Raw genomic sequence first — 13,464 nt, 5'->3', positions numbered from 1 at the left:
CGCCTAGCCTGCGAATAAAACCACCGTTCTTTCAAAGCCACCGTTCTTTTGGAGCACCCCATGACCGAACTGTCCGGAGGCCCCTCCCTCCCGCAGGAGCGCCGCATCGTCACCGCGATCCCCGGCCCGAAGTCCCAGGAGCTGCTCGCGCGCAAGACCGCGGCGGTGGCGGCCGGGGTCGGGACGGTCATGCCCGTGTTCGCCGCGCGGGCGGGCGGCGGGGTGATCGAGGACGTGGACGGCAACTCCCTCATCGACTTCGGCTCCGGCATCGCCGTGACCTCCGTCGGCGCCAGCGCCGAGGCCGTCGTCCGGCGCGCCACCGCCCAGCTCGCCGACTTCACCCACACCTGCTTCATGGTCACCCCCTACGAGGGCTACGTCGCGGTCTGCGAGGAACTGGCCGCCCTCACCCCCGGCGACCACCCCAAGAAGTCCGCCCTGTTCAACTCCGGCGCCGAGGCCGTCGAGAACGCCGTCAAGATCGCCCGCGCCTACACCAAGCGCCAGGCCGTCGTCGTCTTCGACCACGGCTACCACGGCCGCACCAACCTCACCATGGCGCTGACCGCGAAGAACATGCCGTACAAGCACGGCTTCGGCCCCTTCGCGCCCGAGGTCTACCGGGTCCCGGTCGCCTACGCCTACCGCTGGCCCACCGGCCCCGACCACTGCGCCGAAGAGGCCGCCGCCCAGGCCATCGACATGATCACCAAGCAGGTCGGGCCCGACAACGTCGCCGCCATCATCATCGAACCCGTCCTCGGCGAGGGCGGCTTCATCGAGCCCGCCCCCGGCTTCCTCCCCCGGATCGCCGCCTTCGCCAAGGACAACGGCATCGTCTTCGTCGCCGACGAGATCCAGTCCGGCTTCTGCCGCACCGGGCAGTGGTTCGCCAGCGAACACGAAAACCTGGTCCCCGACCTCATCACCACCGCCAAGGGCATCGCCGGCGGCCTCCCCCTCGCCGCCGTCACCGGCCGCGCCGAGATCATGGACGCCGCCCACGCCGGCGGGCTCGGCGGCACCTACGGCGGCAACCCCGTCGCCTGCGCCGCCGCCCTCGGCGCCATCCAGACCATGCGCGACCTCGACCTCAACGCCAAGGCCCAGCGCATCGAGCAGATCATGAAGACCCGCCTGACCGCTCTCCAGGACAAGTACGACATCATCGGCGACCTCCGCGGCCGCGGCGCCATGATCGCCATCGAGCTGGTGAAGTCGGGCACCAAGAACCCGAACCCGGAGGCGACGGCCGCGGTGGCCAAGGCCTGTCACGCCGCGGGTCTGCTGGTGCTGACCTGCGGTACGTACGGGAACGTGCTGCGCTTCCTGCCGCCGCTGGTCATCGGCGAGGAGCTGCTGAACGAAGGTCTGGACGTCCTCGAAGAGGCGTTCGGGCAGCTGTGACTGTGAGTGATCAATGTGCGGCGTGAAGAAGATGTGCGAGGGCGATGACAGCTGGGTGATCGGCCTGTCCGGCGCGGCTTCGCTGCCGTACGGTCGTGACAGATGAGAGAAACACCCCGCTCGCAGGGGACTGCGAGCGACGCCGAGCCGGTGCTTCCCCAGCCCCGACCCGGCTGTGCCCTCGCGCACACCACTGGAGCCTCCGGCTCCGGATCTCCTCACCGATCGGATGGCCGCCCGCCCCAAACCCCCCGGGGCGCGCGGTACACCGGTCACCACGGCGGCCCCGGAACCACCCCCCCTGTTCCGGGGCCGCCGGCTGTTCCTCCCTCGCCCGGACCGGGCCTCGTCCCGGCGGTATCCCTCTCCGCGGTACTCGTCTCCGCGGTACTCGTCCCGGCGGTCCTGTTCGCGCTGTGCACCTGGCAGGTGGCCGCCCACGGCCCGCTCCGCCCGCTCGACGAGCGGCTCGGCCGGGCGCTCACCGCCCCCTCCGGGCCCGGGGCCACGCTGCTCCCCTCCCCCGCCGCCGAGTTCTTCGCCGACCTCGGCAACATGACCGTGGCGCTGCCCGTGCTCGCGGCCGTCGTGGGCTGGGTGGCCTGGCGGGAGCGGGGCGCGGCGGCGACGGCGACGCGCCGGTGGCTGCCGCCGCTGGCCGCCGCCGTGGCGATGGCGGCGGTCCCGGCGCTCGTCGCCCCGGCCAAGGCCCTGGTCGACCGCCCCGGCCCGCCCGGCCCCCTCGCGGACGGCTCCGGCTTCTACCCGTCCGGCCACGCCGCCACCGCCGCGGTCGCCTACGGCGCGGCCCTCCTGCTGCTGCGCCCGTATCCCCGGCGCCCTCAGCACTCCCGGCACCGGGCGCTGCGGCGTGTGCTCGTCGCCTTGGTCGCGCTGCTGAACCTCGCCGTGGGCGCGGGGCTGGTGCGGCGGGGCTACCACTGGCCGCTGGACGTGGTGGGGAGCTGGTGTCTTTCCGGTTGTCTGCTGGGGGCGCTGTGGCTGGTCCTGCGCCGCACCCGGCGCTGAGGGGCCGGCCGACAGAAGCCCTCAGCGGTCAACCTCCCGGCTACCGGACAGCCCTCAGGTACCGGACAGCCCCGGCTACCGGACAGCCCTCAGGTACCGGTAGCCCCGGCTACCGGACAGCCCCGGCTACCGGACGGCCCTCAGCTACCGGACGGCCCTCAGCTGTCGAAGCCCAGCCCCAGCCGGTCCATGGCCCGCAGCCACAGATTGCGCCTGCCCCCGTTGGCGTCCGCCCTCCTCATCGACCACTGCGTGATGCCGATGCCCGCCCACCGCACCGGCTCCGGCGGGAACGGCAGCGGCTTCCGGCGCACCATCTCCAGCCGGGTCCGCTCGCTGTCCTCGCCGCCGAGCAGGTCGAGGATCACCTCCGCGCCGAAGCGGGTCGCGCCCACCCCGAGGCCCGTGTATCCGAGGGCGTAGGCGGCCCGCCCGCCGTGCGCGGTGCCGAAGAAGGCGGAGAAGCGGGAGCAGGTGTCGATCGCGCCGCCCCAGGCGTGGCTGAAGCGCACGTCCTCCAGCTGCGGGAAGCAGCGGAAGAAGTGCTGGGCGAGCGTCCGGTAGGTGGCGGGGCGGTGGTCGTACTCGGCGCGCACCCCGCCGCCGTAGCGGTAGACGATGTCGTAGCCGCCCCACAGGATGCGCCGGTCGGTGGTCATCCGGAAGTAGTGGAAGTGGTTGGCGCTGTCGCTGAGGCCCTGGCGCCGCTTCCAGCCGATGGCGGCGAGCTGGTCGTCGGTCAGCGGCTCGGTCATCAGGGCGTGGTCGTAGACGGGCACGACGTACGGGCGCACGCGCCGCACCAGTGCCGGGAAGGCGTTGGTGGCGAGGGCCAGCTGCCGGGTGCGGACCCGTCCGTAGGGGGTGCGGACCTCGAGGGCGGCGCCGGCGCGGGTGGGGCGTTCGGCCGGGGTGTGTTCGTAGATCCGCACTCCCGCCTCGGCGCAGGCCCGCTTGAGCCCCCAGGCGAGCTTGGCGGGGTGCAGCATCGCCACGCCGGTGCGGTCCCAGAGCCCGGCGAGGAAGGTGGGCGAGTCGACCTCGGCGCGCACCTCGTCGCGGTCGAGCAGCACGTGCTCTCCCAGGCCTAGCTCGGCGGCCTGGGCGGCGGTCCGGCGCAGCTCCTGGACCTGGTGGGGGGCGGTGGCCACGTCGATCTCGCCGGTGCGTTCGAAGTCGCAGTCGATGGCGTAGCGGGCGACGGCGGCCTCGATGGCGTCGAGGTTGCGGCGGCCGAGCCGTTCGAGTTCGGGCAGTTCGTCGGGCCAGCGGGCCAGGCCGTTGCCGAGGCCGTGGGTGAGGGAGGCGGCGCAGAAGCCGCCGTTGCGGCCGGAGGCGGCCCAGCCGGCCTCGTGGGCCTCGACCAGGACGACCTCGCGGTCCGGGTCGCGTTCCTTGGCGAGCAGGGCGGTCCACAGCCCGCCGTAGCCGCCGCCGACGACCAGCAGGTCGCAGTGGACGTCGCCGACGAGGGCGGGGTGGGGGCGGGGGCGTGCGGGGTCGTCAAGCCAGTAGGGCCTGGGGGCGGCGTCGGCCAGGGCGCGTAGGGCTCTTTCAGGGCTCATGGCGGCTGTGGCCATGGCTATCGGCTCCTCTTGCGGCGGCTGCCGGCCAGTCGGCCGGCGAGGACACACAGCACCGCGATGGCGAACATCGCCGTGCCGATCACATTGATCTGTACGGGCGTACCGCGCTGTGCGGATCCCCAGACGAACATGGGGAAGGTGACGGTCGATCCGGCGTTGAAGTTGGTGATGACGAAGTCGTCGAAGGAGAGCGCGAAGGAGAGCAGGGCGCCGGAGGCGATGCCGGGGGCGGCGATCGGGAGGGTGACGCGCCAGAAGGTCTGCGCGGGGGTGGCGTAGAGGTCCTGGGCGGCCTGTTCGAGCCGGGGGTCCATGCTCATCACGCGGGCCTTGACGGCGGTGACGACGAAGCTCAGGCAGAACATGATGTGGGCGATGAGGATCGTCCAGAAGCCGAAGTCGACGCCCATGTTGAGGAAGAGGGTGGCCAGTGAGGCGGCCATGACGACCTCGGGCATGGCCATCGGCAGGAAGACCAGGCTGCTGACCGCGCCGCGCGCCCGGAAGCGGTAGCGGGCGAGCGCGAAGGCGATCATCGTGCCCAGGACGGTGGCGCCGATGGTCGCCCACACCGCGAGCTTGAGGCTGAGCGTGAGGGAGCCGCACATATCGGCGACGCCGCACGGGTCGCTCCAGGCGTCGGTGGAGAACCGCTGCCACTCGTAGTTGAAGCGGCCGTTGGGCTTGTTGAAGGAGAAGACCAGGACGACGACGTTGGGCAGGATCAGGTACGCGAGGGTGCCGAGGCCCGCGATCACCACGAGGTTCCGCCGTATCCAGTGCCCTGTGGGGCGCAGCAGGGGCATCAGAGCAGGTCCTCCGTCCCGGACTTGCGGATGTAGACGGTGACCATGGCGAGGATGGCCGCCATGAGGAGGAAGGACAGCGCGGCGGCCGTCGGGTAGTCGAGGACGCGCAGGAACTGGGACTGGATGACGTTGCCGACCATCTTCTCGTCCGTGGAGCCCAGCAGTTCGGGGTTGATGTAGTCGCCGGCGGCGGGGATGAAGGTGAGCAGGGTGCCGGCGACGACACCCGGCATGGACAGCGGGAAGGTGACCTTGCGGAAGGTGGTGAAGGGCCGGGCGTAGAGGTCCTGGGCCGCCTCGTGGAGCCTGCCGTCGATGCGCTCCAGCGAGGTGTAGAGCGGCAGGATCATGAAGGGCAGGAAGTTGTAGGTGAGTCCGCAGACCACGGCCAGCGGGGTGGCCAGCACCCGCTGCCCCTGGGTGAGCCCGATCCAGTCGGTCAGGTCCAGCAGGTGGAGGGTGTTGAGCGCGCCCACCACCGGGCCACCGTCGGACAGGATCGTCTTCCAGGCGAGCGTGCGGATCAGGAAGCTGGTGAAGAACGGGGCGATGACCAGGACCATCAGCAGGTTGCGCCAGCGGCCCGCCTTGAAGGCGATGACGTACGCGAGGGGGTAGCCGAGCAGCAGGCACAGGGCGGTGGCGGTGGCGGCGTACAGCACCGAGCGCAGGAACTGCGGGTAGTACTCGGCGAGCGCGTCCCAGTAGGTGCTGATGTGCCAGGTGACCTTGAAGCCCGCTTCGAGGGAGCCGGTCTGGATCGAGGTGGACGCCTGGTAGACCATCGGCGCGACGAAGAAGACCAGCAGCCAGAGCATGCCGGGGAGCAGCAGCCAGTAGGGCACCAGCCGCTTGCGGACGGCGGCCCGGCGGACGGCGGGCGCGGCCGGCGGACGCGTGGGGCCGGCGGTGGCCGTGGGGCCGGCGGGCGTCGTCTTGGGAGGGGCGGTCATGAAGTGGCCTCCTCCAGGTCCGTTCCGGCGTCGATGTCCTGGGCCGCGTCGAGGCCGAAGGTGTGCGCGGGGTTCCAGTGCAGGACGACCTCGGCGCCGGGCACGAGCCGGGCGTCGCGTTCGATGTTCTGCTCGTAGACGGCGAACCCGGGGCAGCAGGGCGTGTCCACGACGTACTGGGTGGAGACGCCGATGAAGCTGGAGTCCGCGATCCGGCCGGTGATCCGGTTGCGCCCGTCGGGGATGGCGCCCGCGTCGTCGGCGTGGCTGAGGGTGATCTTCTCCGGGCGCACCCCGACCAGTACCTTCTCGCCGGTGCGGGTCGTGGGGGCGCACCGCTCCAGGGGCAGGGCGAGGGTGCGGTCGGCGGCGGTCACCACGAGGTTGCCGCCGCTCTTGTCGGTGACGCGCGCCTCGATCAGGTTGGAGGTGCCGAGGAAGTTGGCGACGAAGGTGGTGCAGGGGTTCTCGTACAGCTCGGCGGGGGCGCCGCTCTGCTCGACGCGGCCGCCGTTCATCACCGCGACCGTGTCGGCCATGGTCATGGCCTCCTCCTGGTCGTGGGTGACGTGGACGAAGGTGATGCCGACCTCGGTCTGGATGCGCTTGAGCTCCAGTTGCATCTGGCGGCGCAGCTTGAGGTCGAGGGCGCCCAGCGGCTCGTCGAGCAGCAGCACCTTGGGGTGGTTGATCAGCGCGCGGGCGACGGCGACGCGCTGCTGCTGGCCGCCGGAGAGCTGGGCCGGCCGGCGCCGGGCGAAGTCGCCGAGTTGGACGAGCTCCAGCATCTCGGCCACCTGCTTCTTCACCGACTTCACGCCTCGGCGGCGCAGGCCGAAGGCGACGTTCTCGTAGATGTCGAGGTGGGGGAAGAGGGCGTAGCTCTGGAAGACGGTGTTGACCGGGCGCTTGTACGGCGGGAGGGCGGTGACGTCCTGGTCGCCGAGGTGGACGGTGCCGGCGGTGGGGTCCTCGAGGCCGGCGATCATGCGCAGGGTGGTGGTCTTGCCGCAGCCGGAGGCGCCGAGCAGGGCGAAGAAGGAGCCGGCGGGGATGTCGAGGTCGAGCGGGTGGACTGCGGTGAAGGACCCGTAGGTCTTGCTGATGCCGGTGAGGCGGACGTCGCCGCCGGGGGCGGTCTTGGGCATGGGTGGGTTCCCTCGCTGGTCAGGCGCCGGTGAGCTTGGCGAACTTGTCCTCGAACGCCGTCTCTTCCTCGCCCGACAGCGAGCGGAAGGCGTGGGCCTTGGCGGCCATCTCCTCGTCCGGGAGGATCAGCGGGTTCGCGGCGAGCTTCTTGTCGATCTTCGCGAGTTCGGGGCGCACCCCGTCGACCGGGCAGACGTAGTTGATGTAGGCGGCGACCTTCGCGGCGACCTTGGGCTCGTAGTAGTAGTCGATGAGGCGTTCGGCGTTCTTCTTGTGCCGCGCCTTGTTGGGGATCAGCAGGTTGTCGGTGGAGATCATGTAGCCCGCGTCCGGGATGGCGAACTCGATCTCCGGGTTGTCCGCCTGGAGCTGGATGAGGTCGCCCGCCCAGGCCACGCACGCGGCGAGGTCGCCCTTGCTGAGGTCGCCGGTGTAGTCGTTGCCGGTGAAGCGGCGGATCTGACCCCGGTCGGTGGCCTTCTGGAGGCGGGCGACGGCGGCGTCGAAGTCGTCGGCGGTACAGGTCTCGGGCGGCTTGCCCATGTCGAGGAGGGTGAGCCCGACCGTGTCGCGCATCTCGGTGAGCAGGCCCACCCGGCCCTTGAGCTTCGGGTCGTCCAGGAGCTGGGCGAGGGAGGTGACCTTACGGCCGCCGGTGGCCTTCTTGTTGTACGCGATGACGGCAGGGATGCCGGTCCACGGGTAGGAGTGGGCGCGGCCGGGGTCCCAGTCCGGGTTCCGGAAGGTCTTCCCCAGGTTGGTGTAGGCGTGCGGCAGACGGGCCGCGTCCAGGGGCTGGATCCAGCCGAGCCGGATCATCCGGGCGGCCAGCCAGTCGGTGACGCAGATCAGGTCGCGTCCGGTGTCCTGGCCCGCGGCCAGCTGCGGTTTGATCTTCCCGAAGAACTCGACGTTGTCGTTGATGTCCTCGGTGTACTTCACCGTGATGCCGGTGCGGCGCCGGAACTCCTCCAGCGTGGGACGGTGCTTCTCGTCGTCGGTGACGTCCATGTACTCCGTCCAGTTGGAGAAGTGGAGCGTCTTGTCCTCGTCGGAGTGGTCGTCGGCGGCGCCCGACTCGCCCTTGCGCCCGGCGGGCGGAATGCCGCAGCCGCTCAGCGCCCCGAGCCCGCCGAGCGCGAGCGCGCCGGAGCCGGCGCGCAGCAGCGACCGGCGGGTCAGGGCCATGCGGCCGCTGGTCATGCTGCGCCGTATCGCGGCGATCTGGGGCGGGGACAGGCTCTCGGGCTCGTGCCGTGCTTCCATGCGCTGTGCCCTTTCGCGGGTGTCGGCCGGTGGTCAGCCGGTACTGCTGGTCATCGGTCCCCGAAGACGGTGCGGTGCCCCCGCACGGTGGTGGTCGTCGCGCCCGCGACCGCGCCGTGCGCGGCGGGGGCTTCAGAGGGTGGTGTGGCCCGCGGCGAGGGCCGGCCGGACCTTCCGGGCGGTCTGGTCCGGAGCGGGCGGTCAACCGGCGTGGCCGGTCATCCGGAGCGGGCGGTCATCCGGAGCGGCCGGTCATCCGGAGGGGGCGGTCGCGGGAGGCGAGGGAGCCGGTGGTCCCGATCGGCTCCCGCCGGAGGTACGGGGTGGTGGGGCCGCGGCCGTGACGCGGCGGCGACCATGGCCCGCCTCGGGCGGGCGACGCCCGCGACGCGGGCGGGGTCGTCGAGCACGCCTGTGGGGTCGTGCCCGGTCGGGAGCCCGATCGGGCGGCCGCGCGCGGCGATTCGGCGCGGGCGGGGCCCGGCGCCTGCCGGACGGGTCCGGCCGCGCGGCGGTGGGGCGCGTCGGGCCGCTCGCCGGGGGCCGGGGCGGCCACCATGTGCGTACGCGCGGGGCCGGCCGGCCGCGGACGGCCGGCGAGGCACCGCGCGCCGTCGGCGAACCGCCCCGTCACCTCGAACCGCTGCTCCATCGCGACGCACTCCTCCGCCGGGCCCCAGAGGGGCAGCGGCGTAGCTCCAACCGGAATCGGAGGCCGATCCTGACAGAGGATCCGCCCCTCAACAAGGGATTCCGTTGTTGCTTTTTGGTTTCGCGACGGATTCGGTCATCGGAGCGGCGCCGACGTCACCGATTCCGGCCGTGGAAAGCCGGGGAGAAAGCTAGAAGATGGAATCGAGTGCGGCGTCGAGCGCCAGCAGGTAGATGGCCGGGATGACCATGCCGACGATGCCGCAGACCAGGCCCGCGGTGGCCGATCCGCCGTTGCCGGCCTCGCCGCGGCTCGCCTTGCCCTTGCCGACGGCGCCGAAGATGATCGCGAGAATGCCCAGGACGATGGCGAAGACCCACAGGAAGTAGGTGATCCCGCACACCAGGCCGATGATGCCGCACACCAGCGCGGCGGTCCCCATGCCGTTGCTCTGCTGCATGGGCATCCCGGTGGGGCCGCCCGGGTAGACGGGCGGCGCGGCGGGGTAGCCGGCGCCGGCGGGGTACTGCGGGGGCTGGCCGGGCGGTTGGGGCGTGCCGTACTGGTTGGGGTCGTACGGGCCGGGCTGCGGATTGGTGGCGGACATGGGTTGTCTCCCCTCCTGGTAAGTGCCGGGCAAATGCTATGGGCTGACCGATCTTCGGGCCCAACCGTCGCGATGGCTCCATCGAGCGCTGTCGGTGGCGGGTGCGAGAATCCGGGCATGGAGACGAACGGGGAGAGGGATTCGGTTTCGGCGGACGGCGGGCCGCGTTCGGTGGCGGAGCTGGCCGAGCGGGCCGGGCGCGGCGAGCGCTTCAGGTACGTCTGGTTCTGGGGGCATCGTCCGCCGCGCGGCGGGGGCCTGGGCCCCGGCTGCTTCAGCCAGTGGTGGCCCTCCGAGTTCGTCGTCGACGGAGTGCGGTACGCGACGGCGGAGCACTGGATGATGGCGGGCAAGGCCCGGCTGTTCGGCGACGCGGACGCCGAGCGGCGGGCGTTGGAGGCGGTCCACCCCAAGCAGGCCAAGGACGCGGGCCGTTCGGTGCGCGGCTTCGACCAGGCGGAGTGGGAGCGGCACCGCTTCGAGTTGGTGGTCCAGGGCAGTGTGCACAAGTTCGGCGCGGATCCGGGGCTGCGCGACTATCTGCTGAGGACGGGGTCACGGGTGCTGGTGGAGGCCAGCCCGCTGGACCGCGTCTGGGGCATCGGACTGGCGGCGGACGACGATCGGGCGCAGGACCCGGCCCGCTGGCGGGGGCTGAATCTGCTGGGCTTCGCGCTGATGGAGGCCCGTCAGCGGCTGTCGGCCGGGGAGTCCACGAGCGTGGCGGCGACCTCCGTGTAGCCGGGTCCGGCGGCGTACGGGTCGTCGTCCTGCTCGTCCGCGACATAGACGAAGATCATCACCACGCTCGCGATCACGGCGATCACCCCGAGAACGAGTCCGGTCAGGGCCTGTCCGCCGTTGTCCGCCTCGCCGCGCGTGGCCTTGGCGCGGCCGAGCGCCCCGAAGATGATCGCGAGCACGCCCAGGATGACGCCGAAGACGACGGTGAGGAAGAGGACGGTGCCGACGATGCCCAGCACCATGGCGGCGGTGCCGTTGCCGTTGTCCGGGGCGTAGGACCCGGGCCCGTAGCCCGGGCCCGGGTAGCCATAGGCCGGATACCCGGGGTCCGGATACCCGGGATAGGGGGGCTGCGCTCCGTACGGGGTCGCGCCGTAGCCGGTCTGCTCATAGCCCGGCTGCCCGTAGCCGGTCTGCCCATAGCCCGGCTGCCCATAGCCGGCGGGCGGGTACGGGACCGACCCGTACGGCCCGGGCGGGGGCTGATACGCGCTCGGCGTGCCGGGGCCGGTCGGCGCGAGGGGCGGCGGGGGCACCGCGCCCGGCCCGGCCTGCGGGGGCGGCGGCTGGACCGGGGGTGCTCCCGTGACCAAGGGTGCTCCCGGCACTGGCGGGGCACCTGGCACCGGCGGGGCGCCCGCCCCCGGGGCGGCCGGCTTGTCCAGGGCCACCCGCGGCTCCGGCGGGGCCCATGGATCACGCTCGCGCGGCTCCGGCGCCTTCGGCTGTCCCGTCTGGTCAGGCTGGTCAGGCTGGTCAGGCTGGTCGCCCATGTCTCCCCCAGGTGATGTCCGCCCATGTTACGGCCTGCGCCGGCCCGGGGCCGACGCCCCATTACGATGACCGGAACCGTCGCAGCCGGCCGCCTCCCGGAGGATTCGTTGACCGATCTGACCACCTTCATCGCGGGCCTTCCCAAGGCGGAGCTGCATGTCCACCATGTCGGCTCCGCCTCCCCGCGCATCGTGGCCGCGCTCGCCGCCCGCCACCCCGACTCCGCTGTCCCCACCGACCCCGAGGCTCTCGCCGACTACTTCGTCTTCCGCGACTTCGCGCACTTCATCGAGGTCTACCTCTCCGTCGTCGACCTGGTCCGCGACGCCGACGACGTACGGCTGCTCACCTACGAGATAGCCCGCGACATGGCCCGGCAGAACATCCGCTACGCCGAGCTGACCGTCACCCCGTACAGCTCCACCCGGCGCGGCATCCCCGACGTCGCCTTCGTCGAGGCGATCGAGGACGCCCGCAAGGCGGCGGAGTCCGAGCTGGGCACGGTGCTGCGGTGGTGCTTCGACATCCCCGGCGAGGCGGGCCTGGAGGCCGCCGAGGAGACCACCCGCATCGCCTGCGACCTGGGCGCCGCGGGCCTGGTGAGCTTCGGCCTGGGCGGCCCGGAGATCGGCGTGCCCCGCCCCCAGTTCAAGCCGTACTTCGACCGCGCCATCGCGGCCGGGCTGCACAGCGTGCCCCACGCGGGCGAGACCACCGGCCCGGAGACCATCTGGGACGCGCTCACCGAGCTGCGCGCGGAGCGCGTCGGCCACGGCACCAGCGCCACCCGCGACCCGAGGCTGCTGGCGCACCTCGCCGAGCGCCGGATCCCGCTCGAGGTCTGCCCCACCTCCAACATCGCCACCCGCGCGGTCGCCACGCTGGACGAGCACCCGCTGAGGGAGATGGTCGAGGCCGGGGTGCTGGTGACCATCAACAGCGACGACCCGCCGATGTTCGGCACGGACCTCAACACGGAGTACGCGGTGGCGGCGCGGCTGCTGGACCTGGACGCAGCGGGCGTCGCGGCCCTCGCCAAGAACGCGGTCGAGGCGTCCTTCCTTGACCCGGAGGGCAAGGCGCGGCTCGCGGCCGAGATCGACGCCTACACGGCGGTCGCGGGTCGATGACGGCGGCGGCCCCGTCCTGCACGGCGGTCGGCCACCGCGGCGACCCGTACGTGTGCCGCGAGAACACCCTCGCCTCGGTGCGCTCCGCGGTGCTGGCCGGGGCCGGCGCGGTGGAGATCGACGTGCGCTCGACCCGGGACGGCGTCCCGATGCTGCTCCATGACGCGACCCTCAAGCGGCTGTGGGGGCACGACCGCCCCCTCGCCGCGCTGACCGCCGCCGAGGTGGGGCGGCTGACCGGCGGCGGCGTGCCCCTGCTGCGGGACGCCCTCGCCGCGGCCGACTCGACCCGCGTGATGATCGACCTGCCCGACGCCTCGGCCGCGCACGGCGCCCTCACCGAGGTCCGCGAGTCCGGGGCGGCCGACCGCGTCTACTACTGCGGCAACCTGGCCGCCCTGCGCGCGGTACGCCGCGCGGACCCGGACGCGGAGATCGCCCTGACCTGGACCACCCTCGCCCCGCCCCGCCCGACCCTGCTCGCCGATCTGCGCCCCCGCTGGCTCAACTACCGCTTCGGCCTGGTCTCCCCCGAGCTGGTAGCCCGCAACCACGCGGACGGGCTGCTGGTCTCCGCGTGGACCGCCGACACCCGGCGGTCGATGGCGCGGCTGCTGCGCGCGGGGGTGGACTCGATCACGACCAACCGGATCGGGGCGCTGTGCGCGATGCTGCGGGTCAGTCGCGGGAGAACTCGTCCGTCGTGAGGGTGAGCTTGACGACCGTGCCCGTCAGATCGATCGGCTCACCGAAGGCGACCTTCAGCTCGCTGAGATACTCGCCCCCCTTGGGGTGCGTGTGGAGGTGGCACCTGCCGGTGTACGGGTCGACGATCAGGTAGACCGGAACCTCGGCTTCGGCATAGACCGCCTTCTTGTCCCCGTAGTCGTTGGCGGCGGTCGACCTGGAGATGACCTCGAGGACGAACTCCATGTCCTCGGGCTTGCACCGGCCCTTGTCGTCCGCTTTCGCGTCCTCCTTGAGAGCGACCAGGTCGGGGCAGAGCCCGTTGAGGCCCGGGAAGTCGAACCGGACGTCCGACGCCAGGCGCTTCCTCGCATACCGGGTGCGCAACTGCTCGTAGACGGCACTGATCGTGTCCCAGTGGAGTTTCCGCTGCGGCGACATGAAGACGGCCCCCTTGACGATCTCGACCTTGTAGCCCTCGGGGACTGGCATCTGCTCCAGCCGCTCGAACAAGTCGTCCAGAGTCAGCTCTCCGCTGTCGGCCATCTCGATCCTGTCGGTCAGTACAACCCTGTCGGTCAGCTCGATGGTCACGGCCGTGCTCCTCCCCGCCGCGCTTCGGATGCGCGGCCGTGCGGTACAACGATAGGCACGGTTCCCGCGACACG

General features: G+C 72.0%; 13 protein-coding genes. 5 read left to right on the top strand and 8 right to left on the bottom strand.

What is annotated here, in order from left to right:
- Nucleotides 1-60 precede the first annotated feature (60 nt).
- Both gabT and ABFY07_RS22865 read left to right on the top strand, forming a co-directional pair.
- Nucleotides 61-1,410, top strand: coding sequence for a 4-aminobutyrate--2-oxoglutarate transaminase (gabT, locus tag ABFY07_RS22870; protein WP_346176275.1), 1,350 nt, complete (start codon nt 61-63; stop codon nt 1,408-1,410).
- A gap of 429 nt (nt 1,411-1,839) precedes the next feature.
- Nucleotides 1,840-2,439, top strand: a complete 600-nt coding sequence (locus ABFY07_RS22865; RefSeq protein ID WP_346176274.1) for a phosphatase PAP2 family protein — start codon at nt 1,840-1,842, stop codon at nt 2,437-2,439.
- Between the two features lie 158 nt (nt 2,440-2,597).
- Here the strand turns inward: ABFY07_RS22865 and ABFY07_RS22860 are convergent, their stop codons facing one another.
- The 6 genes from ABFY07_RS22860 to ABFY07_RS22835 all read right to left on the bottom strand — a co-directional run bounded on the left by ABFY07_RS22860 (nt 2,598) and on the right by ABFY07_RS22835 (nt 9,461).
- On the bottom strand, nt 2,598-4,019 hold the full coding sequence (locus ABFY07_RS22860) for an NAD(P)/FAD-dependent oxidoreductase (RefSeq protein ID WP_346176273.1): 1,422 nt from the start codon (nt 4,017-4,019) through the stop codon (nt 2,598-2,600).
- 2 nt (nt 4,020-4,021) lie between these two features.
- Nucleotides 4,022-4,831 (bottom strand): ABC transporter permease, encoded by an 810-nt coding sequence (locus tag ABFY07_RS22855; protein WP_104531372.1) that lies wholly within the window; start codon nt 4,829-4,831, stop codon nt 4,022-4,024.
- Entirely contained in the window at nt 4,831-5,787 is a 957-nt protein-coding gene (locus ABFY07_RS22850) for an ABC transporter permease (RefSeq protein WP_346176272.1), read from the bottom strand. The genes ABFY07_RS22855 and ABFY07_RS22850 overlap by 1 nt, the downstream gene beginning before the upstream one ends.
- Nucleotides 5,784-6,935 (bottom strand): ABC transporter ATP-binding protein, encoded by a 1,152-nt coding sequence (locus ABFY07_RS22845; RefSeq protein WP_346176271.1) that lies wholly within the window; start codon nt 6,933-6,935, stop codon nt 5,784-5,786. Before ABFY07_RS22845 ends, ABFY07_RS22850 begins: the two co-directional genes overlap by 4 nt.
- 19 nt (nt 6,936-6,954) lie before the next feature.
- Nucleotides 6,955-8,202: a polyamine ABC transporter substrate-binding protein gene (locus ABFY07_RS22840; protein ID WP_346176270.1), complete on the bottom strand. Its 1,248-nt coding sequence runs from the start codon at nt 8,200-8,202 to the stop codon at nt 6,955-6,957.
- An 842-nt stretch (nt 8,203-9,044) separates the two neighbouring features.
- Nucleotides 9,045-9,461 (bottom strand): DUF4190 domain-containing protein, encoded by a 417-nt coding sequence (locus tag ABFY07_RS22835; RefSeq protein ID WP_346176269.1) that lies wholly within the window; start codon nt 9,459-9,461, stop codon nt 9,045-9,047.
- Between the two features lie 117 nt (nt 9,462-9,578).
- Between ABFY07_RS22835 and ABFY07_RS22830 the strand changes: the two genes are divergently transcribed.
- Nucleotides 9,579-10,202, top strand: coding sequence for an NADAR family protein (locus tag ABFY07_RS22830; protein WP_346176268.1), 624 nt, complete (start codon nt 9,579-9,581; stop codon nt 10,200-10,202).
- Here the strand turns inward: ABFY07_RS22830 and ABFY07_RS22825 are convergent.
- Nucleotides 10,151-10,798: a DUF4190 domain-containing protein gene (locus ABFY07_RS22825; RefSeq protein ID WP_346176267.1), complete on the bottom strand. Its 648-nt coding sequence runs from the start codon at nt 10,796-10,798 to the stop codon at nt 10,151-10,153. The genes ABFY07_RS22830 and ABFY07_RS22825 overlap by 52 nt on opposite strands.
- Before the next feature lie 288 nt (nt 10,799-11,086).
- Here ABFY07_RS22825 and ABFY07_RS22820 point away from each other — a divergent pair, with 288 nt between their 5' ends.
- Both ABFY07_RS22820 and ABFY07_RS22815 read left to right on the top strand, forming a co-directional pair.
- Entirely contained in the window at nt 11,087-12,109 is a 1,023-nt protein-coding gene (locus tag ABFY07_RS22820) for an adenosine deaminase (RefSeq protein WP_065965215.1), read from the top strand.
- Complete coding sequence (locus ABFY07_RS22815) at nt 12,106-12,816, top strand: glycerophosphodiester phosphodiesterase (protein WP_346176266.1); 711 nt, start codon at nt 12,106-12,108, stop codon at nt 12,814-12,816. The genes ABFY07_RS22820 and ABFY07_RS22815 overlap by 4 nt, the downstream gene beginning before the upstream one ends.
- Here the strand turns inward: ABFY07_RS22815 and ABFY07_RS22810 are convergent.
- A complete protein-coding gene (locus tag ABFY07_RS22810) occupies nt 12,788-13,342 on the bottom strand; it encodes a Uma2 family endonuclease (protein ID WP_346176292.1) in 555 nt (184 codons plus the stop codon). The genes ABFY07_RS22815 and ABFY07_RS22810 overlap by 29 nt on opposite strands.
- Nucleotides 13,343-13,464: the final 122 nt, after the last annotated feature.

It is taken from the genome of Streptomyces sparsogenes subsp. cuspidosporus (assembly GCF_039532705.1).
In the GTDB taxonomy this organism is placed as follows: Bacteria; Actinomycetota; Actinomycetes; order Streptomycetales; family Streptomycetaceae; genus Streptomyces; species Streptomyces sparsogenes.
Note: the sequence above shows the minus strand (reverse complement) of the source record. Positions and strands in the feature narration are given on the sequence as shown.

Coding starts and splice junctions, on each gene's coding strand:
- gabT (WP_346176275.1), top strand. CDS start 61: ATGACCGAACTGTCCGGAGGCCCCTCCCTCCCGCAGGAGCGCCGCATC.
- ABFY07_RS22860 (WP_346176273.1), bottom strand. CDS start 4,019: ATGGCCACAGCCGCCATGAGCCCTGAAAGAGCCCTACGCGCCCTGGCC.
- ABFY07_RS22855 (WP_104531372.1), bottom strand. CDS start 4,831: ATGCCCCTGCTGCGCCCCACAGGGCACTGGATACGGCGGAACCTCGTG.
- ABFY07_RS22850 (WP_346176272.1), bottom strand. CDS start 5,787: ATGACCGCCCCTCCCAAGACGACGCCCGCCGGCCCCACGGCCACCGCC.
- ABFY07_RS22845 (WP_346176271.1), bottom strand. CDS start 6,935: ATGCCCAAGACCGCCCCCGGCGGCGACGTCCGCCTCACCGGCATCAGC.
- ABFY07_RS22840 (WP_346176270.1), bottom strand. CDS start 8,202: ATGGAAGCACGGCACGAGCCCGAGAGCCTGTCCCCGCCCCAGATCGCC.
- ABFY07_RS22835 (WP_346176269.1), bottom strand. CDS start 9,461: ATGTCCGCCACCAATCCGCAGCCCGGCCCGTACGACCCCAACCAGTAC.
- ABFY07_RS22830 (WP_346176268.1), top strand. CDS start 9,579: ATGGAGACGAACGGGGAGAGGGATTCGGTTTCGGCGGACGGCGGGCCG.
- ABFY07_RS22815 (WP_346176266.1), top strand. CDS start 12,106: ATGACGGCGGCGGCCCCGTCCTGCACGGCGGTCGGCCACCGCGGCGAC.
- ABFY07_RS22810 (WP_346176292.1), bottom strand. CDS start 13,342: ATGGCCGACAGCGGAGAGCTGACTCTGGACGACTTGTTCGAGCGGCTG.